A 24,253-nucleotide genomic window follows, 5' to 3' on the forward strand; every position below is an offset into this window, starting at 1 on the left:
CTGTTGCCGCATCGAGCGATCAGAGCAACCCAACCCATGTCACTGTTCATCCGCGGCGGCACGGTGGTGAACCACGATCATTCCCGGCGCGCCGATGTCCTGATCCAGGGCGGCACCATTCTCGCGGTGGGCACCGCGATCGAGCCGCCGCTATCGGCCGAGGTGATCGATGCCGACGGCTGCTACGTGCTGCCGGGCGGGATCGATCCGCACACCCATCTCGAGCTCGGCTTCATGGGCACGGTGTCGGCCGACGATTTCGAATGGGGCACCAAGGCCGGGCTCTCCGGCGGCACCACGATGGTGGTGGATTTCTGCATCCCCGATCCCGGCCAGTCGATGCTCGCGGCCTATCAGGATTGGCGGCGCAAGTCGGAGAAGGCGGCGGCCGACTATGGCTTCCACATGGCCGTGACCTCCTGGTCGAAACAGGTGTTCGACGAGATGGAGATCGTCGTCAAAACCTACGGCATCAACACCTTCAAGCATTTCATGGCCTACAAGGGCGCGCTGATGGTGGACGATGACGAGCTCTACAATTCGTTCGCGCGCTGCGCGGAGCTCGGCGCGATGCCGCTGGTCCACGCCGAGAACGGCGACGTCGTGGCGCGGATGCAGGAGGCGATGCTGGCGCGCGGCATCGACGGGCCGGAGGGCCACGCCTTCTCGCGGCCGCCGGAGGTCGAGGGCGAGGCGACCAGCCGCGCCATCATGATCGCCGACATGACCGGCGCGCCGCTCTATGTCGTGCACACCAGCTGCCGCCAGTCGCACGAGGCGATCGCCCGCGCCCGCGCCGCCGGCCAGCGCGTCTATGGCGAGCCGCTGATCCAGCATCTGCTGCTCGACGACAGCGAGTATCGCTGTGACGACTGGGACCAGGCCGCCGCCTGCGTGATGTCGCCGCCGTTCCGCGACCGGTCGCACCAGGACAGCCTGTGGGCGGGGCTGCAATCGGGCTCGCTGCAGGTGGTCGCGACCGACCATTGCGCCTTCACGCTCGCACAGAAGCGGCTCGGCCGCGGCGACTTCCGCAAGATCCCGAACGGCACCGGCGGACTCGAGGACCGCATGCCGCTGCTGTGGAGCGCGGGCGTCGCCACCGGGCGGCTGACGAAAGAGGAGTTCGTCGCGGTCACCTCGGCGAACATCGCGCGCATCCTCAACGTCTTCCCGCGCAAGGGCGCCATCATGGCCGGCTCCGACGCCGACCTCGTGGTGTGGGACCCGGCCGCGCACAAGACCATCAGCGCGAGCAAACAGGTCAGCCGTATCGACTACAACGTGTTCGAAGGCTTCACCTGCACCGGCGGGCCGGCGGTGACGGTGTCGCGCGGCCGCATCGCCTGGCGCGACGGTGAGCTGCGCGCGGACGCCGGCGACGGCCGCTACGTCGAGCGGCCGGCTTTCCCGCCGGTGCATGTCGCCAATTCCACCTGGAAGGAGATCACCGCGCCACGAGGCGTCGCGCGCGACATGATCACGCCATGATCGACGCTTCAAACTATGCGCGACCCGGCGGCATTTACCGGGCGGAAACCGTTGCTGGCGTTGAATGCGAGTATGGCACAGTTGCGCATGGAAGTTCGCGATTCGGCCGGCACCAAGCTGCCGGGCTATGGCGACGCATTCTTCGACCTCAGGCTCCCCGGCGATCACTGCCGCGTGGCGCAAACCCTGCTCCGGATGATCCGCGGCGACGATCACCGCTCACCGGTTCACAGCGTGCACTTCTTCCGCGACGACGCCGAGATCGGCCGTTGGTCGGTCGAGGACGAGCACGTGGAGATGACGGTGATGGACGCCTTCGCGCACACGCCGCCGGCGGCGGCGTAGCGTCCTCGGCGCCGAAGGACCTCTCCTGACCGCAGCGCCTCACGCGCGGCGCGGATGCGCGCTCTGGTGCCACGCCCAGGCCGAGCGGATGATGGTGGCGAGATCGGAGCGCTTCGGCATGAAGCCGAGCTGCTGCGCGGCGCGGCGGCAATCGGCAACCAGGATCGGCGGATCGCCGGCGCGGCGTTCGCGCACCACCAGCGGCACGTGCTCGCCGGTTTCTTCACGGATCGCATCGACCACCTCGCGCACTGAATGGCCGCGGCCGGTGCCGAGATTGTAGGTCCCGCCGGCATCCCCCGCCAGCAACCGCTCCAGCGCGGCAATGTGAGCGGCGGCAAGGTCGTCGACATGGATGTAGTCGCGCACCGCGGTGCCGTCGGGCGTGTCGTAATCTGTGCCGAAGATCGCAAAATCCCCGACATGGCCGAGGATCGCCATCAGCGCGCGCGGAATGAGATGCGTCTCGGGATCGCGCAGCTCGCCGATCCGTCCCGCTGCGTCGGCGCCGCAGGCGTTGAAATAGCGCAGTGCCGTCGCCGACAGCCCGTAGGCCGCGTGATAATCGGCCAGGATCTGCTCGATCATGTATTTGGAGCGGCCATAGGGATTGACGGCCCGGCCGGCCGCGCTTTCCGGAATCGGATCCGGTCCGGCCTCGCCATACACCGCGCCCGTCGAGGAGAACACCAGCCGCCGGCAGCCGGCCTCGCGCATGCCCTCCAGCAGGCCCAAGGCGCCGGCGACGTTGTTGCGATAATATCTCTGCGGATCGACGACGGATTCGCCGATGGCGCTCGATGCCGCGAAGTGCATGACTGCCTGGACGTCGTAGCGCCGGATGGTCTCCGCGACGGCGCGGCTGTCGGCGATGTCGCCCACCACCAGCGGCCCCCATTGCGCGAAGCTGCGATGGCCGGTCGACAGGTCATCATAGCAGACCGGCGTGAAGCCGTTGTCGGCGACCGCCTTGCAGCAGTGAGCGCCGATATAGCCGGCGCCGCCGGCGATCAGGATCGCGCCCTTCGTTCCCATGCGTCGCGACGCCTTCGTCCCGGAGATGATGTGGTGAAGCCCGAACGCAGCACGCGCAACAGCATAGGTCGGGGTTGCAGCGGAGGCAAATGCAGGTGCTGAGGCGCCCGCTGCGAAGCTCCATCTCGGCAATGCCGTTCATCGCTACAACCGCGCGAGCGGAGATCGATTAACCTCCGCAGTCCCAGGCGTGGCTGACGATGAGAGGTCGATGCCGGATGTTGTTGGCATTGCAGCCGGAGCGGCGACATCTAGCCGTGAACAAGTCCCGTACCGTGAGTCGCGGCTGATTCGGACGCGGTTCGTTCCAGCCGCGTTCCGAACGTTAACGACCACGCGCAGCAGCGTCGCATTCCGGGACATCGCGCCCGCGCCGGTTGCGGAGCCGGTCTAGGCCAGCATCTCCAAGCGCGAACCTGGTGTGAAGCAGTGCCGTCACGACCGCTGGCCGGCCGAGCGTGCAAGTTCCATTCGGCGCCCCGGATATCGGCGGACCTATAGCGCATGCCTCCCAATCCCGAGTACGGGTGCCGCGTGGCGCGGAATGCAGTACAAGTCGTCCGGCGTGATCAGTGTCTGGCGATGCAGGAGGCGGTGTCGTGAGCGAAACATCGAGCAACGTCGATACTGCTTCGCGCGCGGCATCGGCGCAGCCGCCCTCGCCCGCCGCAGCACCCGGCCTGTGGACGCGTCTCGCCATTCCACTGCTCGCCGTGATCGTCGCGCTTGCCTTCGTGGCGCTCGCGACCAGCCGCTGGACGGCGTGGACCGGCAATGCAACGACCCAGACGACGAACGACGCCTATGTCCGCGCCGACCTGACCCAGCTTTCCAGCCGTGTCGCCGGCGAGGTGACGAAGGTTGCGGTCAGCGATTTTCAGCAGGTCAAGGCCGGCGACCTCCTGGTCCAGATCGATCCGGCGGATTATCAGGCGCAGGTCTCGCAGGCTGAAGCCAATGTCGAGGCGGCGCAGGCAGCGCTCGACAATCTCAGCAACCAGGTCGAGCTGCAATATGCGACCATCGCCCAGGCCGAAGCGCAGCAGGTTTCGGCCGGCGCCGCCGAGGTGCTTGCCCGCCAGGAGGAGGAGCGCCAGCAATCGCTGTCGCAGAGCGAGGCAGGGACCAAGCAGCGGCTGGAGCAGGCGACGGCTGCCTATGCCAAGGCGCAAGCGGACGTGCGCGCGAGCCGCGCGGTGATCGCCGCCCAGCGTCATCAGCTCGAGGTGCTCACCGGCACCAAGAAGCAGCGCGGCGCAGATCTGGCCGGCGCAAAGGCCGCGCTGGCCGCGGCGCGGCTCAAGCTCGGCTACACCAGGATCACCGCGCCGTTCGACGGCGTCGTCGGACAGCGCCAGGTCCAGGTCGGCGACTACGTCAATATCGGCAGCAGCCTGATCGCCGTGGTGCCACTGCCGCAGGTCTTCGTCATCGCCAACTACAAGGAGACGCAGCTCACGCATGTCGCGCCGGGCCAGCCGGTCGACGTCACCGTCGATTCGTTCCCGGGCGAGAAGCTGCACGGCCGGGTCGAGCGGATCGCGCCGGCTTCCGGCTCGCAATTCGCGCTGCTGCCGCCGGACAACGCCACCGGCAATTTCACCAAGGTCGTGCAGCGCATTCCGGTGCGCATCGCGCTCGACGGCAACCAGCCCCTGCTGGCACGGCTGCTGCCGGGCATGTCGGTCGTGACCCATATCCGCACCGCAGGCGCGGCCGATGGCGCCAAGTGAGCCGGCAAGCGAGAGTGATCGCGGACCGCTGTCGCGCGGCGGCCAGGCCGCACACCCGCTGTTCGCGGTCGGGGCCGTGCTGCTCGGCTCATTTCTCGCCAATTTCGACAGCCGGCTGACCTCGGTCGGCCTGCCCGATCTGCGCGGCGCGTTCTCGCTCGGCTTCGACGAGGGCGCCTGGCTGTCGACGGCGGCGATCGGCTCGCAGATCCTGATCGCGCCGGCGGTGGCGTGGCTCGCGACCGTGTTCGGCCTGCGCCGCGTGCTCGGCATTCCCAGCCTGATCTATGCCGTGGTGTCGCTGATCATTCCCTTCGTGCGCGACTATCCGACCCTGATCACGCTCGCGATCATCCACGGCATGCTGCTCGGCACCTTCGTGCCGGCGACCTTGATGATCGTCTTCCGCAACCTGCCGATCCGCTGGTGGCTGCCGGCGATCTCGATCTATGCGATCCGCGTCGGCTTCGCGCTGGATACCTCGACCTCGCTGGTCGGCTTCTATGTCGAGCATCTCGGCTGGCAGTGGCTGTACTGGCAGGGGGTCGTGCTGGCGCCGCTGATGGCGCTGATGGTCTATCTCGGCACGCCTGCCGAGCCGGTCAACCGCACGCTGCTCGAGAATGCCGATTGGGGCGGCATGCTGCTGCTCGGCAGCGCGGTGGCGATGATCTATGCCGGCCTCGACCAGGGCAACCGGCTCGACTGGCTGCAATCCGGCACGGTGGTGGCGCTGCTGGCCGGCGGCGCCGTGCTGTTCGTTCTCTTTCTCGTCAACGAGGCCCTCAGCCCGCAGCCCTGGGCGCATTTCAACGTGCTGTTCTCGCGCAACATCGGGCTCTCGCTGACGGTCATCCTGCTGTACACGCTGACCAGCCTCTCCAACGCATCGCTGGTGCCGAACTTCCTGGCCACGATCACCCAGTTGCGGCCTGAGCAGAGCGGCTCGCTGCTGTTGATCTACGGTGCGTTGCCGCTGATCGTGCTGGTGCCGCTGTCGATCTGGATGCTGCGCCATGTCGATGCGCGCCTCGTCGTCGTGCTCGGGTTCAGCGCCTTCGCGGCGGCCAATCTGTGGGGCACCCAGCTCACCCATGCCTGGGCGCGCGAGGACTTCATCGGCATCGTCGTGCTGCAGTCGATCGGCCAGGCGCTGACCTTGCTACCGATCATCATCATGGCGCTGTCGAATTCCGATCCGGCGCGCGCGACATCGTTCGCGGCCTACATCCAAATCATGCGGCTCGGCGGCGCCGAGATCGGCGTCGCGCTGATGGGGACGTGGCTGCGCGTGCGGGAGCAGGTGCATTCGGCGTATCTCGGCCTCAACATTCAGAGCGGCGATGTCGACGTCTCCCGCGCGCTGCAGCGGCTCACCAGCTATTTCGCGGCCCACGGCGAAGCCCAGGCCAAGGCACGCGCGGTCGGCACCTTGGCCTCCCAGGTGCAGCGCGAGGCCAACGTGCTCGCTTATCTCGATGCGTTCTGGCTGTGCTTCTGGCTGGCGATCGCCGCGCTGTTGCTCGTCGCCTTGATCACGCGCGCGCCGCCGGGGCCGTTCTCGCCGACGCCAATCGGTTTGCGAGCGGCGTGGATGCGGCGGTTCGGATCGTCGGCGACGTGAGCTTTGCCGCGCGCTGAGATTAACGTTTGAAGTGAAGAAAAGCCGCGCGAGACAAGCGCTCGCGCTGGATGTTGCGTGTCTGCTCAGAACACCACGACATCTAGCCGTGAACAGATTTCAAACCGCGATGCGCGGCTGATTCGGACGCGGTTCGTTCCAGCCGCGTTCCGAACGTTAACAGCATCGCGCTACGCCGTCGCATTCTGGGACATCATGCGCGCGTGAGTTGCGGCAGCTCATCGAGCGGCCATTTCGGACGCTTGATCTTCCTGTAGGGCAACGTCGTGACGTCACGCGCGACCACGCCGGGCGCATCGACCATGATGATGTCGGCCGCGATGGGCGCAAATGATGCGCGGAAATGCTGCGCGGATTTCACCACGACGAGCTTGCGCGTCGCCGGATCGCAGCCGAGCTGGGTGAAGAAGTCTTTTCCGAACGCCTGGCAGCGGAACGTCGTGATGACGACCTCGACGCCATTGCTCGCGATCAGCGCGCAATCGCCGAGCTTGGCCGGCGTGCCGGCGAGGCCCGTCATCACCATGTTCTCATTCAGCGCCTTGATCTCCCAGGTCGCATCGACCGGATCGCCCGACAGCGGGCCGATCTTGCCGCCGATCCGCAAGGGCAGCTTGGCGCCGACGCCGGCATCGAAGGCGATGCGCACCGCGATCGGATCCCACATCGGGCCGACGCAGACGTTCTCGATCTTCCGCTCGAGCACGCGGTGCAGGATGAAGGTGGAATCGCCGGGCGCGCCGCCGCCGGGATTGTCGCTGGCATCGCCCAGCACGATGGTGCCGTCCTTCGCCAGCGCCTGGTCGAGCGCGGCATCGACGCCGGGCATGCGCTCGGTGACGGCCTCGCGCATGCCGATCAACTCGTCCGCGAGCTTCCTCGCCAGGGCTTGCGCTTTGGCGCCATCGGGATCTTCAGCGGCGTCGCTGTAGACCAGCACCTTGGTGCCCATGGACGGCGTATCGCCCCAGCCGAAGCCGTGCACGATCGAGACCGAGACGATTCCGTCCTTGCCCTCCATCGCGGTGATGCGGTCGACGAAGCTGCGCACCGGCTCGCGCGTCGTGTGCAGGGTCACGATCATGTCGGTGTCGACCAGCGCCTTGCGCAGCTCGAGCCGCTTCTCGGCCAGTTCCGTGCAGTGTTTCACCAGGTCCTGCGCGCGCTCGAGGATGTCGGTGTGCGGATATTCCTTCCAGCAGATCAAGAGATCCGCGCTGTCCACCATCAGCTCGCTCATGTGGACGTGCGGATCGAGCGTCGCGCCGATCACCACGTCGGGGCCGACGATCTTGCGAATCTGCGACAGCAGCTCGCCCTCGCAATCGTCATAGCCGTCGGCGATCATCGCGCCGTGCAGCCCGATCAGCGCCATGTCGACCGGCAGCGCGGCCTTGAGGTCGGCGAGGATCTGGTCGCGCAAGGTCTCGAACGCCGCGCGCGTGACGAGCCCGTTCGGCACCGCCGCCGCCACCAGCCCCTCGATCAGCGTCCAGCCCTTGGACGGTCCGACCTGCCGCGCCGCCCAGAGCGGCCCGCCGTGCATCTGCATCTTGTCCGGATGCGTCCCTGCCGGAAAGTACGCGCGCTCGTGGAAGGTCGCGAGCCCCGTCGGCATCGGCGCAAAGGTGTTGGTCTCGGTGGCGAGGGCGGCGGAGAAGACACGCATGGAGGAGAAGCTCTTTGTTGGCGCGATGACGATGAGGCAGCCGCAGGGGACCGCATCGCGTCCACGAGCACAAGACAGCGCGAGGGCAGAGCGACCCATCGCCCAGCGCATGCGAGCGATCAGTTCGCGGTGACCGGCGCCGGCACCGACTGATCCGCGATGGTCTTGATGGCGACCTCGGCGACCTGCGCCAGCGACTGACGATCGGCGCCGGAGGACGCCATCACGCTCATGCCGGTGATGACGGCGGAGACGTAGCGCGCGAGCGCGGCGGGGTCGGCGCTCGGACCCAGATCGCCCTCCGCCTTCGCCCGCTCGAAGCGATGCCGGAGCTGCTCCTCGGTCTTCGCGCGGCGCGCGGCCAGCTCGAACGGCACGTTGGCCGAGCCGGAGCCGCAGGCGAGACCGCCTTGCACCAAGAGGCATCCGGGCGGATTGGACGGGTCGGTCTGCTTCTCGGCGACGCCCATCAGCATGCGTGACGTGACCTCGCGCGCGGTCGGGGCACTCAACACCTCCGCCATCCAGGCCTCGCCGCGCAGGGTGTAACGGTCGAGCGCGGCCTTGAGCAGCGCCTCCTTGCTGCCGAACGCCGCATAGAGGCTGGGCGGATTGATACCCATGGCCTCGGTGAGCTGGGCAATGGTCGCGCCCTCATAGCCGTGCCGCCAGAACACCTCCATCGCCTGGTCCAGCGCGATGTCGCGGTCGAATGTCCGGGGCCGTCCGATGCCCATCTGCAATTCTCCTACTTTGTCTCCGCCCCGAGGTGTTTTTTATCTAGTTGCGATTCCTAGCCATTTCTTTGATCTGCCGCAGCCGCCAAAGTTCCATCTAGGATTTTCGTAGCATCCGATACATAAGTCTCTTGCGAACGGGTTGCCAGCGCCACATTTGTAGCGAGCACTACAAATCTGGAGCGCGACAATGCCTTCGCCCGAACCAAGTTCCCCCGGCCGCCTGAAGCGGTGGCTGAGCACCGTTGCCGTCCTCGGCATGGTGATCGCCGCCGGTTCCTATGCCGGTTCGCAGTATTTCCATTTCAGCCCCGTGCCGCAGGCGGCTCACGCCGCTGCGCCGGAGCAGGCCGTCCCGGTGACCGTCTCCGTCATCGAGCCGCGCAAGGCCAGCCTGTGGGACGAGTTCTCGGGTCGGCTCGAAGCGGTCGAGCGGGTCGAGGTCCGGCCGCGCGTGGCCGGCGCCATTCTCGCCACCAATTTCACCGAGGGCTCGCTGGTGAAGGCCGGCGACGTCTTGTTCAAGATCGATCCCGCGCCCTACGCCGCCGAGGTCGATCGCGCCCAGGCGCAGCTCGAAGCCGCCCGTGCCCGCGCGTCCTTCGCCGCCAATGAGCTCGAGCGCGGCGCGCAACTGGTCGGCAGCTCGATCGTCACCAAGCGCGACTTCGACCAGCGCGACAACGGCAATCGCGAGGCGATCGCCAACGTCAAGGCCGCCGAGGCGGCGCTCCAGGCCGCCAAGCTCAATCTCGATTACACGCAGGTGCGCGCGCCGGTCGACGGCCGCGTCGGCCGCATCGAGGTCACCGTCGGCAACCTCGTCGCCGCCGGCTCCGCCTCGCCGGTGCTGACCAACCTCGTCTCCGTCAATCCGATCTATGCGAGCTTCGACGCCACCGAGGACGTCGTGCTGCGCGCGCTGGCCGCCGTCGCCGACGCCTCCGGCAAGCGCGGCAATCTCGACCGCATCCCGGTGGAGATGACGACGTCGGGCGGCATCACCGCGTCGGGCCACATCCAGCTGATCGACAACCAGGTCCAGGGCCAGACCGGCACCATCCGCGTCCGCGCCGTGTTCAAGAACGAGACCGGCACGCTCATTCCCGGCCAGTTCGCCCGCGTCCGCATGGGCCAGCCGCAGCAGCAATCGCTCGTTCTGCTCGACGAGCGCGCCATCGGCACCGACCAGGACAAGAAGTTTGTGATGGTGGTCGGCGACGACGAACGCGCGGTCTACCGCCCGGTCACGCTCGGCGGCAGTGTCGAGGGTCTGCGGATCATCTCGGCGGGCTTGAAGCCGGGCGAGCGCGTGGTGGTCAACGGCCTGCAGCGGGTGCGCCCCGGCGCGCTGCTGAAGACGCAGGTGGCCGCGATGGGCGCGCGGGATGGGGCTGACAACAAGCAGCTGGCGCAGCGCTGAGCGTCATCGGCCCCCTCTGCCAACGCCAACCACAGATGTCGTCCCGGCGAACGCCGGGACCCATAACCACCGGCCTTGCTTGTGGACGAAGAATGATGACCCACAGTCTTTTTCAACAATTGGCCGTCCGCGGTATGGGTCCCGGCCTTCGCCGGGACGACGCCGAGGGTGAGGCGTCAGCGAGATCATGTTTGGCGCTGTGCAGCGTCTTCAACAAGCCTACCGACAACTAACAACGTCAGCCACACGCTGACCTCTCCCGACCACGGGGCCTTCCATGAACCTCTCCAAATTCTTCATCGACCGGCCGATCTTCGCAGGCGTGCTGTCGACGCTCATTTTCCTCGGCGGCCTGATCGCCCTGTTCTCGATGCCGATCTCGGAATATCCCGACGTCGTGCCGCCGTCCGTGGTGGTGCGCGCCACCTATCCCGGCGCCAATCCCAAGGTGATCGCCGAGACGGTGGCGACGCCGATCGAGGAGCAGATCAACGGCGTCGAGAACATGCTCTATATGAGCAGCCAGGCGACGACCGACGGTGCGATGACGCTCACGGTCACCTTCAAGCTCGGCACCGATCCGGACAAGGCGACGCAGCTGGTGCAGAATCGCGTGCAGCAGGCCGAGCCGCGGCTGCCGGCCGTCGTGCGCCAGCTCGGCGTCATCACCAAGAAGAGCTCGCCCGACCTCACCATGGTCGTTCATTTGAACTCGCCGAACGGCCGCTACGACACGACCTATTTGCGCAACTACGCGGTGCTCAACGTCAAGGACCGGCTGGCGCGCATCGACGGCGTCGGCGACGTGCAGCTGTTCGGCGCCGGCGACTATTCGATGCGGGTGTGGGTCGATCCGCAGAAGGCCGCCGAGCACGGCCTCTCGGCCTCCGACATCGTCAAGGCGATCCAGGCGCAGAACGTCGAGGCCGCCGCCGGCGTGGTCGGCGCGTCGCCGAACGTCAAGGGACTGGACCTGCAGCTCTCGGTCAATGCCGAGGGCCGTCTCTCCAACGAGGACCAGTTCGCCGACATCGTCGTCAAAACCGGCGCGCATGGCGAGGTCACGCGGCTGCGCGACGTCGCCCGCATCGAGCTCGGCGCCTCCGAATACGGCCTGCGCTCGCTGCTCGACAACAAGCAGGCGGTGGCGATCCCGATCTTCCAGGCGCCCGGCTCCAACGCGCTGCAGATCTCCGACAACGTCCGCGCCACCATGGCCGAGATCAAGAAGACGATGCCGGAAGGCGTCGAGTATCACATCGTCTACGACCCGACGCAGTTCGTGCGCTCCTCGATCGAGGCCGTCGTGCACACGCTGTTCGAGGCGATCGTGCTGGTCGTGATCGTCGTCATCCTGTTCCTGCAGACCTGGCGCGCCTCGATCATCCCGCTGCTGGCGGTGCCCGTCTCGATCGTCGGCACCTTCGCGGTGATGCATCTGTTCGGCTTCTCGATCAACGCGCTCAGCCTGTTCGGCCTGGTGCTCGCGATCGGCATCGTCGTCGACGACGCCATCGTCGTGGTCGAGAACGTCGAGCGCAACATCGAATCGGGGCTGTCGCCGCGCGACGCCACCTATCAGGCGATGCGCGAGGTGTCCGGCCCGATCATCGCGATCGCGCTGGTGCTGGTCGCCGTGTTCGTGCCGCTGGCCTTCATCTCCGGCCTCACCGGGCAGTTCTACAAGCAGTTCGCGCTGACGATTGCGATCTCCACCGTGATCTCGGCCGTCAACTCGCTCACCCTGTCGCCGGCGCTGTCAGCACTGCTGCTGAAGGGCCATCACGACCCGAAGGACCGCCTCACCCGCATCCTCGACAAGTCGCTCGGCTGGTTCTTCCGCGGCTTCAACCGCGCCTTCGTCCGCGCCTCCGACAATTACAGCGGCAGCGTCTCCAGGGTGATCACGGCCAAGGCCGCCGTGATGATCCTCTACGTGCTGCTGATCGGCGCCACCGCCGTCCTGTTCAAGCAGGTGCCGGGCGGCTTCGTGCCGGGCCAGGACAAGCAGTACCTGGTCGGCTTCGCCCGCCTGCCGGATGGCGCCACGCTCGACCGCTCCGAGGAGGTGATCCGCAAGATGAGCGACATCGCGCTGACGCAGCCCGGTGTCGAGAGCTCGATCGCCTTTCCCGGCCTGTCGATCTCCGGCTTCACCAACTCCTCCAATGCCGGCATCGTATTCTCCGGGCTGAAGCCGTTCGACGAGCGCAAGGATCCGTCGCTGTCGGGCGGCGCGATTGCTCTCGAGCTCAACAAGAAATACGCGGGGATCCAGGACGCCTTCATCGCGATGTTCCCGCCGCCGCCGGTCAACGGCCTGGGCACGATCGGCGGCTTCAAGCTGCAGATCGAGGACCGCGCCGGCCGTGGCTACGAAGCCTTGAACGACGTCACCACCGCCTTCATGGGCGCGTTGCAGAAGTCACCGGAGATCGCCGGCGCGTTCTCCAGCTTCCAGGTCAACGTGCCGCAACTGTTCGCCGACATCGACCGCACCAAGGCGCTGCAGCTCGGCGTCCCCGTGACGGAGGTGTTCAACACGCTGCAGATCTACCTCGGCTCCTACTACGTGAACGACTTCAACAAGTTCGGCCGCACCTACTCGGTGCGCGTGCAGGCCGACGCGCCGTTCCGCGCCCGGGCCGACGATATTCGCCAGCTCAAGGTCCGTTCGTCCACGGGCGAGATGGTGCCGCTGTCGGCGCTGCTCAACATCCGGCAGAGCGCAGGTCCCGAGCGCGCCATTCGCTACAACGGCTTCCTGTCGTCGGACATCAACGCCGCGGCGGCGCCGGGCTTCTCGTCGGGCCAGGCGCAGGCGGCGGCCGAGAAGATCGCGGCGGAAGTGCTGCCGCCGGGCTTCGCCTTCGAATGGACCGACCTGACCTATCAGGAGTTCATCGCCGGCAACTCCGGACTGTGGGTGTTTCCGCTCGCGATCCTCTTGGTGTTCCTGGTGCTGGCCGCGCTCTACGAGAGCCTGACGCTCCCTCTGGCGATCCTGATGATCGTTCCGATGGCGCTGCTGGCGGCAATGGCCGGCGTCTACATCTCGAAGGGCGACAACAACATCTTCACCCAGATCGGCCTGATCGTGCTGGTCGGCCTCTCCGCCAAGAACGCGATCCTGATCGTCGAATTCGCGCGCGAGCTCGAATTCGCCGGACGCACGCCGCTGCGCGCCGCGATCGAGGCCAGCCGTCTCCGGCTGCGGCCGATCCTGATGACCTCGATGGCGTTCATCATGGGCGTGCTGCCGCTGGTGCTGTCGACCGGCGCGGGCTCCGAGATGCGGCGTGCGATGGGGATCGCGGTGTTCTCCGGCATGATCGGCGTCACCGTGTTCGGCCTGTTCCTGACGCCCGTGTTCTACGTGCTGCTGCGGACGCTGACCGGCATGCGGCCGCTCGTCCAGCATGACGGCCACGGCACCGTGGCGGCCCAACCCGCGGAGTAAACAGGAATGTGAACGCGCGTGATGTCGAACGTCGAGAAACGCGATCGTCCCTTGATTCGTAGAGACAATCGACAGTCGGCGTCCCCATCACGCTCCACCGATGATCCGTTTCACGATCAATTCTACCGAACTGTGAAACGGATCACAGACCAGCGCAGCGGGATGGAGGACGCCAACTCCATCACGTTGCGCCGACCCGGCGGCCTTTCCCGCACCAGGCCGCCGGGTCATCTGACCTTTAGGAGTTGCAGCATGGATTTTTTGAATCAAATGGTGGCAGCCCGGCTGATGAAGACGGCGGAGGGTTTCGAGCGCATCGGCGCGCACCGCGCCACACACCGCCTCCCGGCCCCGCCCCAGCGTCTGGGCACGACACCGACGACGCTGGCGCTGGTGGTCGATCGCCAGGGACGTGACCCGTCCGCCGCGCCCTGCTGCTCAGGCGCCGACGGCGTCTGATGGCGACAGTGTGGCGGGCCAGGCCCGCCACACCAGGCCTCATGTGAACGCAGGCTTGGTCTTCTCGACCCAATCGGCAAAGCTCTGCGGCGCAACGCCGGTGATCGTCTGATAATCGTCCGTCACCTCGGCGACCCGCCCCTGAGCCGTATTCGGCTCGAACGACGCGAACACCTCCGCCAGCGGTCGCGGCAGTCCGGCGCCGACCATGCCCTGAATGAGACCTTCGAGGGGCACCTGCACCACCTCGATCGGCTTGCCCAACGCGGCCGAGATGATCTGCGCCTTCTGCGCCTTGGTCAGCGCCTCCCCACCACTCAGCGTGAAGACCTGCTTGCCGCCGGCGCTGCCGGCGAGAACCGTCGCCGCCGCGCGCGCGAGATCGTCGCGGGCGATGTCGGCGCTCGCACCACCCTGGTCCGCCGTGAACCAGCGGCCCGAACCGAGGATCTGCGGCAACGAGCTCATCAGATTTTCGAAGTACCAGTGATTGCGCAGCACGGTCCAGCCGGCGAGCCGGCTCTCTTGCAGAGCGGCCTCGGTCAGCGCGTGATCCGACGCGATCAGGATCGGCGAGCCTTCGGGCTTGGGCATCGACGTGTAGACGACGTGACCGACGCCGGCCTGCTCGGCTGCCGCGATCGCGTTCTTGTGCTGCTGCAGCCGACGGCCCGGCCGGTCGAGCGCATCGGTGCTGATCAGCAGCATCCGCTCCGCACCGGCGAACGTCGCGATAAGCGAGCCTGCATCATCGAAATCGGCGCTGCGGACCTGGACGCCTTGCGCCGCCAATGCCTGCAACTGCTCCGGCTTGCGGGTGGTGGCGATGATGCGGGAGGCCGGCACGCCGAGCGTGGTCAGCAGGTGGCGGATCACGGCGCGGCCGAGCTGCCCGGCGGCGCCGGAGACGAGAACGGATTGAGACATCGTTAACCTTCGTTACGAGGGGCTGGGATGGGCAAGACGTTGGCTTTCGGCCGCAGTCGCCTTAAAGTCTCGTTTCGAGACCAGCACTACATTAGGAACCACGATGACCCGCCGAAAGAAGGCAGTTTTCTGGGAGATAGGCACATGAAGGGAACTGCCCCTTCCGGCACGATCGCGGCTGAAGGCGCATGCGACAATGATCCCGGCCGCTGGAAGGCGAAGTTCGCCTCGATCGACGATTGTCCGATCCGCACGGTGATCAATCAGATCGGCGACAAATGGAGCCTGCTCATCCTGGCCGTGCTGGGCTGGCGGCCGCACCGCTTCGGCGAGCTGCGGCGCGAGATCAGCGACATCTCGCAGCGGATGCTGACGCAGACTTTGCGCGACCTGCAACGCGACGGGTTGATCGCCCGCCGCGTGCTGCCGACGGTGCCGCCCAGCGTCGAATACAGCCTCACTGACGTCGGCCGGAGCCTGCTCGGGCCGATGTCACACCTGATCGGCTGGGCCGAGCAGCATCACGCCGAGATCAAGGCCTCGCGTCAACGCTTCGACGCGAGCATCGCGTCGGACTAATCGACGGCATGGCGCCAGACAGCCGCGTCACGGCGCGACGTGACGACATCGATGCGGACGATCGGCGTTGGTGCTCGGACTGCGGCGCCGGAACGGCTCACGGCCGCTTGCATCCTGCGCGATCGAGCATGTCCCTGACGATCAAGGGCGTTGCCGGTGTTTGCGCCGCATCGGGCGCTGCGGCAGCGGAGCTCAGCGCCTGACCGGCCTGCGCGGCACTCAAGTTCAACGATGTCCGGCAGGTCGCGCGCCCCATGCTGGCGACTGCGCCGGCGGCCTCGCCGACGCCGGCAAGGTAGGCGGTGAGAACCTGCTGGGCCGTGCGGTCGGTCGGCGCCTTCTCCAGCATCTGAATCACCTGGGCGACCGATATCTGGCCTTGGGAGGTGGACGGCGCGGCGCTGGATGGCGACGTCGCCGCGATAGCTGACGCGAAGACGACGACCGTGGGGGTCAGTTTGGCCAGGCAACGAGACATGAAATGGCTCCTGAGTGAGTGGACGATGTGTTTCTTCGGAATCGCATCTGGCAGCCTCGCGCACGTTCCCGATTCCGCACGCGCAGCTTGGAGTGCCGCCCGCGATCGACCCTCCCCCTCCAGGAGAGGGTGAGACCGGTCGCGCAGAGCCGCAGTCGAGCGGAGGACAGATCTGTCGTGCGAAAATAAATTATTGTCAAACGATAATTTTTGGATCAACCTATCGCCAGGTCGTCGAGAGACCCATCAACAGCGGAGCCGTTCGACCATGACGCAGACAGCAGAGACATTCGGCACGACTGCCGCGCACGACAGGCGCGGCGATCGCATTCGGCGGCTCAGCCGATTGATGTCGGCGGGCTGCCTCGCGACATCCGCTCTGCTTGCCGCGGCCATGGCAATCTATTGGGCCGTGACGCCGACACACACGCTGTTCAGCCAGGCCGGAATTCCGCATGCTCCGGTGACCGAGATCGACCCGTCCACACGCGCGCTCGCATTCGCCATCGCCATGATCCCGCTGGGCACGCTGATCTGGGGCCTCTTGAGCGGACGTCGTTGCTTCGATGCCTTCGCCGCCGGCCGCATCTTCTCGCGGGACTCGATCCGACAGCTCCGTGCATTCGCGACCGCTGTCGCAGCATCAGCCCTGTTGAAGCCACTCGCTGCTGCGGCGCTGTCCGTCGTCCTGAGCCTGCAACAGCCGGCGGGACCGAAGACCCTCGCGCTGAGCATGGGATCGGACACGCTGCTAGCTCTGATCTTCTCGGGGACGGTCGCGGTCATCGCCTGGGTGATGACCGAGGCGCTGGAGATCGCCGACGAAAACAATCAGTTCGTCTGAAGGACAGCACATGCCGATCCGAGTGCGGCTGGGCGTGATGCTCGCCGAACGCAATGTGAAGTCCAAAGACCTCGCTGAATATGTCGGGATCACCGAGGCCAACCTCTCCCTTCTCAAGCAGGGCAAAGTGAAGGGTGTGCGCTTCGAGACCCTCGAGCGGATCTGCCGGTTTCTGGGCTGCCAGCCCGGAGACCTCCTGAGATATGAGGAGGCGCCGTCGGCCGAGACGGACATCGGGTGACACCACAACCACGATAGCTGCTGATCACGACGGCCGGACCCGCACTCGCGCGAAGCCGGCGGCCTGCCACGAGAGGCTGGCGCGCCCGCGCGTCGCTGCAACGCCGCTGATGCAGTGCATGAACGCCAAAATAGCATCATGTGACGATCAAAACTCGCGCTTGCCACGGCTTGGTCGAGCCGATAGCTTTTTTGAACATTTCAAGCGCCTGGGATCATCGAGCATGCTTTTTCTGCGGACCACCTCCACGACGGCAATGGTGTCGAACACGACGGATCGGACGGCCAGAGGCGCAGTTGCAACCGTGTCGAAGACGGCGCTGGTGGCTGCAGCCGCGTTGCTCGGCGTGATCGCCTCGGCGCAGGCGCGCGATCTCACCGTCGTGTCGTGGGGCGGCAACTATCAGGACGCGCAGCGCAAGATCTACTTCCAGCCGTTCGCCGCCAAGCTCGGCGCCACCGTGCTCGACGAGAGCTGGGACGGCGGCTATGGCGTGCTGCAGGCCAAGGTGAAGGCCGGCGTGCCTAACTGGGATGCGGTGCAGGTCGAAGCCGAGGAGTTGGAGCTCGGCTGCAGCGACGGCATCTATGAGAAGATCGACTGGAGCAAACTTGGCGGCAAGGACGGCTTCATCCCGGCCGGCGTCAGCGATTGCGGCGTCGGCGCCATCGTCTGGTCCACCGGCATGGCGTTCGACGGCGACAAGATCAAGGATGGACCGAAGACCTGGGCGGATTTCTGGGACACCAAGAAGTTTCCGGGCAAGCGCGGCCTGCGTAAGGGCGCCAAGTACACGCTCGAATTCGCGCTGATGGCCGATGGCGTGCCGACGGCCGACGTCTACAAGGTGCTGAAAACCAAGGAGGGCGTCGAGCGCGCCTTCAAGAAGCTCGATGCGCTCAAAGCCGACATCGTCTGGTGGGAGGCCGGCGCGCAGCCGCTGCAACTGCTGTCATCGGGCCAGGTTGCGATGACCTCGGTCTATAACGGCCGCATCACCGCCATCAACCGCACCGAGGGCAAGCATTTCGGCTTCGTCTTCCCGGGCAGCATCTACGCCGTCGACAGCTGGGTGGTGCTGAAGGGCTCGCCGAACAAGGACGCCGCGATGAACTTCATCGCGTTTGCGAGCCAAGCCGACAACCAAGCCAAGCTGCCGGAATACATCGCCTACGGCCTGCCGAACATCGCCGCCGCCAAGCTGGTGCCGGAGAAGTACGCCGCGGAGCTGCCGACCACGCCCGACAATCTCAAGCAGGCGATCGCGCTCGACGTCGGCTTCTGGACCGACAATTCGGAAGAGCTGTCGAAGCGCTTCAACGCCTGGCTGGCGCGCTGAGGTCCCTCGTCAATCGGGCGCGCGATCCGTCGCGCGTCCGCCCGCCTCGGTCATGAGTTGCGGCGTGACCAGCGCCGAAAGCCAGCGTACATGGACAGCCCCTTCATTTCGTTCCGGCAGGTGGTCAAACGCTTCGGGCCGCTGACCGTCGTCGACCGTCTCGATCTCGACATTGCGCGCGGCGAGTTCATCGCCCTGCTCGGCCCCTCCGGCTCCGGCAAGACCACGCTCTTGATGATGCTCGCCGGCTTCGAGCAGGCGACCAGCGGCACGATCGCTGTGGACGGCGCCAGGGTCGACGGACTGCCGCCGCACAGGCGCAACATGGGCGTGGTGTTCCAGAACTACGCGCTGTTTCCGCATATGAGCGTGCGCGACAACATCGCCTTTCCCTTGAAGATGCGCAACGCGCCGAAGGCCGAGATCGCGACGCGCGTCGCGCGCGTGCTCGACATGGTCAAGCTGTCGGCAATGGCCGAGCGCAAGCCGGCGCAGCTCTCCGGCGGCCAGCAGCAGCGCGTCGCGCTGGCGCGTGCGCTGGTGTTCGAGCCGCAGGTGGTGCTGATGGACGAGCCGCTCGGCGCGCTCGACAAGAAGCTGCGCGAGCAGATGCAGCTCGACATCCGCGACCTGCATCGCCGGCTCGGCCTGACCATCGTGTTCGTGACGCACGACCAGGACGAGGCGCTGACGATGTCCGACCGCATCGCCGTGTTCAACCACGGCAGGATCGAGCAGATCGGCACGCCGCGCGAGATCTACGAGCTGCCGCGCACGCCGTTCGTCGCCGAGTTCATCGGCGAGACCAATCTGCTGTCGTGCAAGGTGGAGGAGCAGGCCGGCGAAACGGTCCGGCTGACGACGGACGGCGGGCTCACGCTGTCGGCGCATGCCGGCGCTGCCGGCATCGACGGCGGCAAGGTGCGGGTTTCGATCCGGCCCGAGGCGATCCGGATCAACGATCACGCCGCGGCGACGGCGAACCGCGTCACCGCGCGCATCCTCGACGCCGTGTATTTCGGCGATCACATGCGCCTCGTGGCTGTTGTCGGCGAGCAGCGGCTGATCATCAAGGGCGACCGCATGAGCGAGGCGGCAGAGGTGGGCCGCGACGTCGCGCTGTCCTTTGCGGCGTCGGATGTCTGGGTGGTGGGATCATGCGACCAGACCTCGGCCAGCGCCTGAAGGCGGCCCTGCTGCTCGCGCCGCTGCTGGCGTTCATGCTGTCGTTCTTCGTCGTCCCCTTGGTGACGATGATGAAGTCGGCGGTGTCCGATCCCGTCGCGACCGAGGCGCTGCCGCGCACGGCGAAAGCGCTGTCCGGCTGGGATCGTAGCGGCGCGCCGCCCGCCTCCGCTCAGACCGCGTTTGCCGAGGACATCCGCGCGCTGAAGAATGACGAGCAGTTCGGCGATCTCGTTCGCCGCCTCAACAGCGCGCAATCCGGCTTCCGCAGCCTGCTCGGCAAGACCCGGCGCGCGCTCGACGGCAGCGGCGCCACTGATCTCGCTGCGATCGATTCACGCTGGAGCGAGACGTCCTGGTGGGTGACCATCGCCGAGGCCGTCGCCTCGCCCTGGACCGACAAGAACCTGCTCGCGGCCGTCGATCTCGAACGCAATGCATCCGGCAACATCGCGGCAATGCCCGAGGGCGCCTCGGCCAACCGGCTGATCATGATCCGGACCTTCATGACCTCGGCGCTGGTGACGCTTGCCTGCATCCTGATCGGCCTGCCCTATGCGATGGTCGCAGCCTCGGTCGAAGGATGGCGCCGGCAGGTGCTGCTCGGCGCCGTGCTGCTGCCGCTGTGGACCTCGCTTCTGGTGCGTACAGCGGCCTGGTACGTCGTGCTGCAGGACAACGGCCTGATCAACGCGACATTGAAGGGGCTCGGCCTCACGTCATCACCGGTGCCGCTGATGTTCAACCGGCTCGGCGTGGTCATCGCGATGACCCATGTGCTGCTGCCGTTCATGGTGCTGCCGATCTTCAGCGTGCTGATCGCGATCCCGCGCAACCTCATGCCGGCGGCGGCCTCGCTCGGCGCGCATCCGCTGCGCGCCTTCCTTCATGTGCTGCTGCCGCTGTCGATGCGCGGCGTCGTCTCCGGCGCGCTGCTGGTGTTCATGGCCGCGCTCGGCTACTACATCACGCCCGCGCTGATCGGCGGCGCCAACGACCAGATGATCTCGTCGGTGATCGCCTATTACGCAACGGGCGCGGCGAACTGGGGCATGGCGGGCGCGCTCGGCCTGGTGCTGCTGGCGATGACGATCCTGCTCTATGCCATCTATATGCGGCTGACGGTCGAGGAGCAGCGCGCATGAGGCCGTTGCCGATCATCAAGCTCATATTCGCGGCGTTCGTGGTGATCTTCCTGCTCGGGCCGCTGGTCGCCGTGCTGCCGCTGTCGCTGACCGACAGCGTCTTCCTCAACTATCCCATATCAGGCTATTCGACGCGCTGGTTCAAGGAGCTCGTCACCGCCGAGTCCTGGCGGCTGTCGATCGTGAACAGCCTGCTGATCGGCTCCGGCACCACGGTGCTCGCCACCCTGCTCGGCACGCTCGCCGCACTCGGCCTGCGCGGCAAGCGCGCGTCGCTGCTGGTCTCGACATTGCGAACGGTGTTCCTGCTGCCGATGGTCGTGCCGGCGGTGGTGCTCGGCGTCGGCATGCAGCTGATGTTCGCGCGCTACGGCCTCACCAACACCTATCTCGGCGTCATCATCGCCCACACCGTCGTGGCCGTGCCGTTCGTGCTGGTCAATGTCTCCTCCGCGCTGCAGGGCGTCGACATCCGCCTGGAGCAGGCCGCCGCCAGCCTCGGGGCCACGCCACCGACGGTGCTGGTCTCGGTCACCCTGCCGATCGCGCTGCCCGGCATCATCTCCGGCGCGCTGTTCGCGTTCGCGACCTCGCTCGACGAGGTCGTGCTGACCCTGTTCGTCGCCGGCCCCAACCAGCGCACCCTCGCCCGGCAGATGTTCGCCACCATCCGCGAGAACATCAGCCCGGCGATCGTCTCGGCCGCCGCGGTGTTCATCGTCGGCACGATCGTGCTGTCGCTCGCGATGCTGGCCATCCGGCGGCGGATGGCGTGACGCGCGGCGTGCACGTAAGGCAATTGGGTTACTCGTCATGCCCGGGCTTGTCCCGGGCATCCACGTCCTTCCGCGAGGCCCGACGTGGATGGCCGGGACAAGCCCGGCCATGACGTTGTGGAGAGAGTCGAGCATATCTCGCGATTGAGTGCCCTACCCCGCCTTCACATATTTCCGCCAGTCGTGCGCCTCCTTGAACCCGAGCACCTCGCGCGCCTTGCGGTTGGACAGCGGCGCCTCGCGTTCGCCGAGCTCGCGCGTTACGGGGACATTCGGGCAATAGCGCCGCAGCAGTTCGCGCGTCGGCATGTTGGCCGTCACCGTGTCATTCACCGCATTGAACACCTGGAAGCCGAGCCCGTCCTTGGCGATCGCCAGATGCACGATCTCGCCGAGATCGCGGGCATCGATGTAGGACCACGCATTGCGCTTGCGCGACGGCGGGTCGGCGAGGAAGCGCGGGAACATGTCGTATTCATGCGGCTCGATGACGTTGCCGATCCGCAAACAATAGATGTCGATGCCGTAGCGCATCGCAAACGCGCGAGCCGTCTTCTCGTTGACCACCTTCGAAAGCCCGTAGGAGTCCATCGGGTCGGTGTCGTAATCCTCCTCGAGCGGAAAGCTCTTGAAGTCCTTGTCGCCCTCCGCGAAGCACACGCCATAGGTGGTCTCGCTGGAGGCAATGATGATCTTGCGCACGCCGAGCTTGGCCGCGGCCTCGATGACGTTGTAGGTGCTGATCGTGTTGACGCGAAAAGTCTCGTTGTCGGGCTCGATCAGCACCCGCGGGATCGCGGCGAAATGCACCACCGCATCCGGCGCCTGTGCGGGCCGGCCGGCCGCAAAGCCGCCGCGGCCGAAATGCGTGGTCAGCGCATTGAAGGCCTGGCCGCTGTCGGCAAGATCGGCGATCAGCGTATTGATGCCGGGATGATCGAACGGCTCGAGGTCAACATTGAGGAGCTCGTAGCCCTTGCTCTGCAGATGCGGCAGGGCATGACGCCCGGCCTTGCCCGTTCCCCCGGTGAACACCACGCGCTTGGCTGTCATGTGTTTCCTCATCCCTGCTGTTCTGTATCGTTCAGCGCTTCTATCAGCTTCTGCAACGTCCGCTCCATAGGAACTGTCCGGCCAATGACGCTCGGCTGATCCACCTCGGGCGCGATCGTACGTTCGTCATGCTGACGCCCACGGATGCATGTTGCCAGCCGTTTCTACATTCCCCGCTTCCTGTGTTGTCCAGCCCGCGTCTGCGTGACTTGCTGATGAGGCTCGTTCGCAAAATTTTTCGGCGGCTGCGTAGCCAAAGTTCCCATTTTGGAGTAGGTATTAGGGTGCGGTCACAATGTATTGGGACGGCAGGCCCGTCCCTGAAGGGATATTGTCATGAGATTGTCGTCGACTGTCGTCGCCTCCTCGGCTGCCGCCGTGCTGGCAACCGTCCTGCTATGCGGCCCTGCCGCATCGCAAATCACACCAGGCCCCGCCACCTCGCTTCAGGGCGTGACGGTCGACGCACCGAAGCAGGCGACGAGGCTCCCGAGGTCGAAGGCCACCGCCGACGCCCAGAGCTCTCGCCGCGCACCGTCAGCCGCCCAGACGGCTTCGTCGACCACGTCCGCCCCCCCGACAGGCTCTGTCGAGGAGAGGCTCGCCAAGCTTCAGATGACGAGCAGCAGCTGCAACGGCGGCTGCGAGACGAGCTTCAAATCCGCGAAGGCGCCGTGGGTCGGGTGCGCCCTGTCGGGCCAGGAATTCTCGCATTTCGATCCGGCCTGCAGCGACACGCTCAAATATAAGGACTACGCCGATTGCGCGGGCACCAAGGCCTTCCTCGGCTGGGATCGCAACAAGGTCTGGCTGCATTGCACCAGCCTGCTGGCCGGCGGCAAGTTTCAGGTCGCCGAGTTGAAGCGAGCCAAGCGCGCTCATTAGTCGGCGGCTTCGTCCCTCAGCCTCATCCGACGTGAGGTCTTGGCGGCCTGCGCTCAACGCAGGCCGCCGTTTCTTTGCACCCGCACCCTGCCCGCCGTAGAGCGGGAGACATCATTGATGTCGTAGGCCTCGCAAGCCCGGCGCTCCGACGTCCTGGCCGGGATTGTCCGCTCCGTTCAACTGGAGATTGGCGCAGTGCGAGGCAGGAGTCCGCCTCGCAGCCAAGATCTCCAACGGCGTGGCAATGACGAGGGCGGAAATCCCGATCGGCGCTGTCAGGTACAAGGGGAGCGGCAGAAGCATCTAAGCCATGAGCGCCGCGAATTGCCATCAAGCAGTCGTTTGGGTGATCGGCTGACCATAGCGGACTTCGTCCTGACACGAACGCGGCCTTGATACCAACTCCGACACCGAGGACATTGGCCTACGATCGCCGTGAGTTCACCCCGATCGCTACTTCCCACACGCCTGCTTGCATGCATCGAAATTCGAGCGCGCCGTGGCCAAGCACCGCGTCAGCTCCTCGATCTCCTTCCTTGGGTAGTTGCACATTTGCACATCCCGCCTGTTCTGGGCTTTGCATATCTCCATGCATCCGTTGGCGGCCTCGGCGGGCACGATCGAGACGGCCGGCATGAAGGCCAGCAATCCCGCGACGATCGATCCCAATGCCTTCATTTCACCCTCCTCGCTGTTCGCCGGCGCTGCCGTTGCCGACACGACGCTTCTTCCAACGATAGCGGTCTTCGCCCGCGCGTCTGCCTCCCGCCCGCGAGAACATCCGAGCAGACGCAGAGCCGCTTCGGT

Annotated in this window: 22 protein-coding genes; 15 read left to right on the forward strand and 7 right to left on the reverse strand. The window is 66.3% G+C overall.

Annotated elements, in window-relative coordinates; genetic code table 11:
- Positions 1–36: 36 nt before the first annotated feature.
- Positions 37–1,491 (forward strand): dihydropyrimidinase, encoded by a 1,455-nt coding sequence (gene hydA / locus QX108_RS31645; RefSeq protein ID WP_315784400.1) that lies wholly within the window; start codon positions 37–39, stop codon positions 1,489–1,491.
- Positions 1,492–1,506: 15 nt separating this feature from the next.
- On the forward strand, positions 1,507–1,836 hold the full coding sequence (locus QX108_RS31650) for a hypothetical protein (RefSeq protein ID WP_315784398.1): 330 nt from the start codon (positions 1,507–1,509) through the stop codon (positions 1,834–1,836).
- A gap of 39 nt (positions 1,837–1,875) precedes the next feature.
- On the opposite strand, the gene galE is transcribed toward QX108_RS31650, so the two are convergent.
- Complete coding sequence (gene galE / locus QX108_RS31655; RefSeq protein WP_315726393.1) at positions 1,876–2,871, reverse strand: UDP-glucose 4-epimerase GalE; 996 nt, start codon at positions 2,869–2,871, stop codon at positions 1,876–1,878.
- Between the two features lie 599 nt (positions 2,872–3,470).
- On the opposite strand from galE, the gene QX108_RS31660 reads away from it, so the two are divergent.
- Positions 3,471–4,604 (forward strand): HlyD family secretion protein, encoded by a 1,134-nt coding sequence (locus tag QX108_RS31660; protein ID WP_315784396.1) that lies wholly within the window; start codon positions 3,471–3,473, stop codon positions 4,602–4,604.
- Positions 4,591–6,228 (forward strand): MFS transporter, encoded by a 1,638-nt coding sequence (locus QX108_RS31665; protein ID WP_315784394.1) that lies wholly within the window; start codon positions 4,591–4,593, stop codon positions 6,226–6,228. Before QX108_RS31660 ends, QX108_RS31665 begins: the two co-directional genes overlap by 14 nt.
- A gap of 211 nt (positions 6,229–6,439) precedes the next feature.
- On the opposite strand, the gene QX108_RS31670 is transcribed toward QX108_RS31665, so the two are convergent.
- Both QX108_RS31670 and QX108_RS31675 read right to left on the reverse strand, forming a co-directional pair.
- Complete coding sequence (locus tag QX108_RS31670; RefSeq protein ID WP_315784392.1) at positions 6,440–7,915, reverse strand: M81 family metallopeptidase; 1,476 nt, start codon at positions 7,913–7,915, stop codon at positions 6,440–6,442.
- A gap of 119 nt (positions 7,916–8,034) precedes the next feature.
- Positions 8,035–8,652 carry a TetR/AcrR family transcriptional regulator gene (locus tag QX108_RS31675; protein WP_315784390.1) on the reverse strand — a complete coding sequence of 206 codons (618 nt, stop codon included), beginning with the start codon at positions 8,650–8,652 and terminating at the stop codon, positions 8,035–8,037.
- A gap of 190 nt (positions 8,653–8,842) precedes the next feature.
- Between QX108_RS31675 and QX108_RS31680 the strand changes: the two genes are divergently transcribed.
- From QX108_RS31680 to QX108_RS31690, 3 genes are all read left to right on the forward strand, one after another.
- Entirely contained in the window at positions 8,843–10,075 is a 1,233-nt protein-coding gene (locus QX108_RS31680) for an efflux RND transporter periplasmic adaptor subunit (RefSeq protein WP_315784388.1), read from the forward strand.
- 277 nt (positions 10,076–10,352) lie between these two features.
- Positions 10,353–13,535: a multidrug efflux RND transporter permease subunit gene (locus tag QX108_RS31685; protein ID WP_315784386.1), complete on the forward strand. Its 3,183-nt coding sequence runs from the start codon at positions 10,353–10,355 to the stop codon at positions 13,533–13,535.
- Positions 13,536–13,787: 252 nt separating this feature from the next.
- Entirely contained in the window at positions 13,788–13,994 is a 207-nt protein-coding gene (locus tag QX108_RS31690; protein ID WP_315721853.1) for a hypothetical protein, read from the forward strand.
- Positions 13,995–14,033: 39 nt separating this feature from the next.
- Here the strand turns inward: QX108_RS31690 and QX108_RS31695 are convergent, their stop codons facing one another.
- Positions 14,034–14,921 carry an SDR family oxidoreductase gene (locus tag QX108_RS31695; protein ID WP_315784384.1) on the reverse strand — a complete coding sequence of 296 codons (888 nt, stop codon included), beginning with the start codon at positions 14,919–14,921 and terminating at the stop codon, positions 14,034–14,036.
- A 144-nt stretch (positions 14,922–15,065) separates the two neighbouring features.
- On the opposite strand from QX108_RS31695, the gene QX108_RS31700 reads away from it, so the two are divergent.
- Positions 15,066–15,500 (forward strand): helix-turn-helix domain-containing protein, encoded by a 435-nt coding sequence (locus QX108_RS31700; RefSeq protein WP_315784594.1) that lies wholly within the window; start codon positions 15,066–15,068, stop codon positions 15,498–15,500.
- Positions 15,501–15,597: 97 nt separating this feature from the next.
- Here QX108_RS31700 and QX108_RS31705 read toward each other — a convergent pair whose 3' ends face one another.
- A complete protein-coding gene (locus tag QX108_RS31705; RefSeq protein WP_315721855.1) occupies positions 15,598–15,978 on the reverse strand; it encodes a chlorophyllide reductase in 381 nt (126 codons plus the stop codon).
- 268 nt (positions 15,979–16,246) lie between these two features.
- On the opposite strand from QX108_RS31705, the gene QX108_RS31710 reads away from it, so the two are divergent.
- From QX108_RS31710 to QX108_RS31735, 6 genes are all read left to right on the forward strand, one after another.
- On the forward strand, positions 16,247–16,822 hold the full coding sequence (locus tag QX108_RS31710) for a DUF2975 domain-containing protein (protein WP_315721856.1): 576 nt from the start codon (positions 16,247–16,249) through the stop codon (positions 16,820–16,822).
- 10 nt (positions 16,823–16,832) lie between these two features.
- Positions 16,833–17,063, forward strand: coding sequence for a helix-turn-helix domain-containing protein (locus QX108_RS31715; RefSeq protein WP_172113245.1), 231 nt, complete (start codon positions 16,833–16,835; stop codon positions 17,061–17,063).
- A gap of 223 nt (positions 17,064–17,286) precedes the next feature.
- Positions 17,287–18,402 (forward strand): ABC transporter substrate-binding protein, encoded by a 1,116-nt coding sequence (locus QX108_RS31720; protein WP_409998575.1) that lies wholly within the window; start codon positions 17,287–17,289, stop codon positions 18,400–18,402.
- Between the two features lie 90 nt (positions 18,403–18,492).
- Positions 18,493–19,587 carry an ABC transporter ATP-binding protein gene (locus QX108_RS31725; protein ID WP_315721857.1) on the forward strand — a complete coding sequence of 365 codons (1,095 nt, stop codon included), beginning with the start codon at positions 18,493–18,495 and terminating at the stop codon, positions 19,585–19,587.
- Between the two features lie 35 nt (positions 19,588–19,622).
- Complete coding sequence (locus QX108_RS31730) at positions 19,623–20,732, forward strand: ABC transporter permease (protein WP_315784591.1); 1,110 nt, start codon at positions 19,623–19,625, stop codon at positions 20,730–20,732.
- Positions 20,729–21,508 (forward strand): ABC transporter permease, encoded by a 780-nt coding sequence (locus QX108_RS31735; RefSeq protein WP_315784380.1) that lies wholly within the window; start codon positions 20,729–20,731, stop codon positions 21,506–21,508. The genes QX108_RS31730 and QX108_RS31735 overlap by 4 nt, the downstream gene beginning before the upstream one ends.
- Before the next feature lie 153 nt (positions 21,509–21,661).
- Here QX108_RS31735 and QX108_RS31740 read toward each other — a convergent pair whose 3' ends face one another.
- A complete protein-coding gene (locus QX108_RS31740; protein WP_315784378.1) occupies positions 21,662–22,561 on the reverse strand; it encodes an NAD(P)-dependent oxidoreductase in 900 nt (299 codons plus the stop codon).
- A gap of 615 nt (positions 22,562–23,176) precedes the next feature.
- Here QX108_RS31740 and QX108_RS31745 point away from each other — a divergent pair.
- Positions 23,177–23,446 (forward strand): hypothetical protein, encoded by a 270-nt coding sequence (locus QX108_RS31745; protein WP_315784377.1) that lies wholly within the window; start codon positions 23,177–23,179, stop codon positions 23,444–23,446.
- A 453-nt stretch (positions 23,447–23,899) separates the two neighbouring features.
- Here the strand turns inward: QX108_RS31745 and QX108_RS31750 are convergent, their stop codons facing one another.
- Positions 23,900–24,124, reverse strand: coding sequence for a hypothetical protein (locus QX108_RS31750; protein WP_315784375.1), 225 nt, complete (start codon positions 24,122–24,124; stop codon positions 23,900–23,902).
- Positions 24,125–24,253 lie beyond the last annotated feature (129 nt).

The sequence above is a fragment of the Bradyrhizobium sp. SZCCHNR1002 genome, from assembly GCF_032381435.1.
Taxonomy (GTDB): Bacteria; Pseudomonadota; Alphaproteobacteria; order Rhizobiales; family Xanthobacteraceae; genus Bradyrhizobium; species Bradyrhizobium aeschynomenes.

Coding starts and splice junctions, on each gene's coding strand:
- hydA (WP_315784400.1), top strand. CDS start 37: ATGTCACTGTTCATCCGCGGCGGCACGGTGGTGAACCACGATCATTCC.
- QX108_RS31650 (WP_315784398.1), top strand. CDS start 1,507: ATGCGCGACCCGGCGGCATTTACCGGGCGGAAACCGTTGCTGGCGTTG.
- galE (WP_315726393.1), bottom strand. CDS start 2,871: ATGGGAACGAAGGGCGCGATCCTGATCGCCGGCGGCGCCGGCTATATC.
- QX108_RS31665 (WP_315784394.1), top strand. CDS start 4,591: ATGGCGCCAAGTGAGCCGGCAAGCGAGAGTGATCGCGGACCGCTGTCG.
- QX108_RS31670 (WP_315784392.1), bottom strand. CDS start 7,915: ATGCGTGTCTTCTCCGCCGCCCTCGCCACCGAGACCAACACCTTTGCG.
- QX108_RS31675 (WP_315784390.1), bottom strand. CDS start 8,652: ATGGGCATCGGACGGCCCCGGACATTCGACCGCGACATCGCGCTGGAC.
- QX108_RS31680 (WP_315784388.1), top strand. CDS start 8,843: ATGCCTTCGCCCGAACCAAGTTCCCCCGGCCGCCTGAAGCGGTGGCTG.
- QX108_RS31685 (WP_315784386.1), top strand. CDS start 10,353: ATGAACCTCTCCAAATTCTTCATCGACCGGCCGATCTTCGCAGGCGTG.
- QX108_RS31690 (WP_315721853.1), top strand. CDS start 13,788: ATGGATTTTTTGAATCAAATGGTGGCAGCCCGGCTGATGAAGACGGCG.
- QX108_RS31695 (WP_315784384.1), bottom strand. CDS start 14,921: ATGTCTCAATCCGTTCTCGTCTCCGGCGCCGCCGGGCAGCTCGGCCGC.
- QX108_RS31700 (WP_315784594.1), top strand. CDS start 15,066: ATGAAGGGAACTGCCCCTTCCGGCACGATCGCGGCTGAAGGCGCATGC.
- QX108_RS31705 (WP_315721855.1), bottom strand. CDS start 15,978: ATGTCTCGTTGCCTGGCCAAACTGACCCCCACGGTCGTCGTCTTCGCG.
- QX108_RS31710 (WP_315721856.1), top strand. CDS start 16,247: ATGACGCAGACAGCAGAGACATTCGGCACGACTGCCGCGCACGACAGG.
- QX108_RS31715 (WP_172113245.1), top strand. CDS start 16,833: ATGCCGATCCGAGTGCGGCTGGGCGTGATGCTCGCCGAACGCAATGTG.
- QX108_RS31720 (WP_409998575.1), top strand. CDS start 17,287: ATGCTTTTTCTGCGGACCACCTCCACGACGGCAATGGTGTCGAACACG.
- QX108_RS31725 (WP_315721857.1), top strand. CDS start 18,493: ATGGACAGCCCCTTCATTTCGTTCCGGCAGGTGGTCAAACGCTTCGGG.
- QX108_RS31730 (WP_315784591.1), top strand. CDS start 19,623: ATGCTGTCGTTCTTCGTCGTCCCCTTGGTGACGATGATGAAGTCGGCG.
- QX108_RS31735 (WP_315784380.1), top strand. CDS start 20,729: ATGAGGCCGTTGCCGATCATCAAGCTCATATTCGCGGCGTTCGTGGTG.
- QX108_RS31740 (WP_315784378.1), bottom strand. CDS start 22,561: ATGACAGCCAAGCGCGTGGTGTTCACCGGGGGAACGGGCAAGGCCGGG.
- QX108_RS31745 (WP_315784377.1), top strand. CDS start 23,177: ATGACGAGCAGCAGCTGCAACGGCGGCTGCGAGACGAGCTTCAAATCC.
- QX108_RS31750 (WP_315784375.1), bottom strand. CDS start 24,124: ATGAAGGCATTGGGATCGATCGTCGCGGGATTGCTGGCCTTCATGCCG.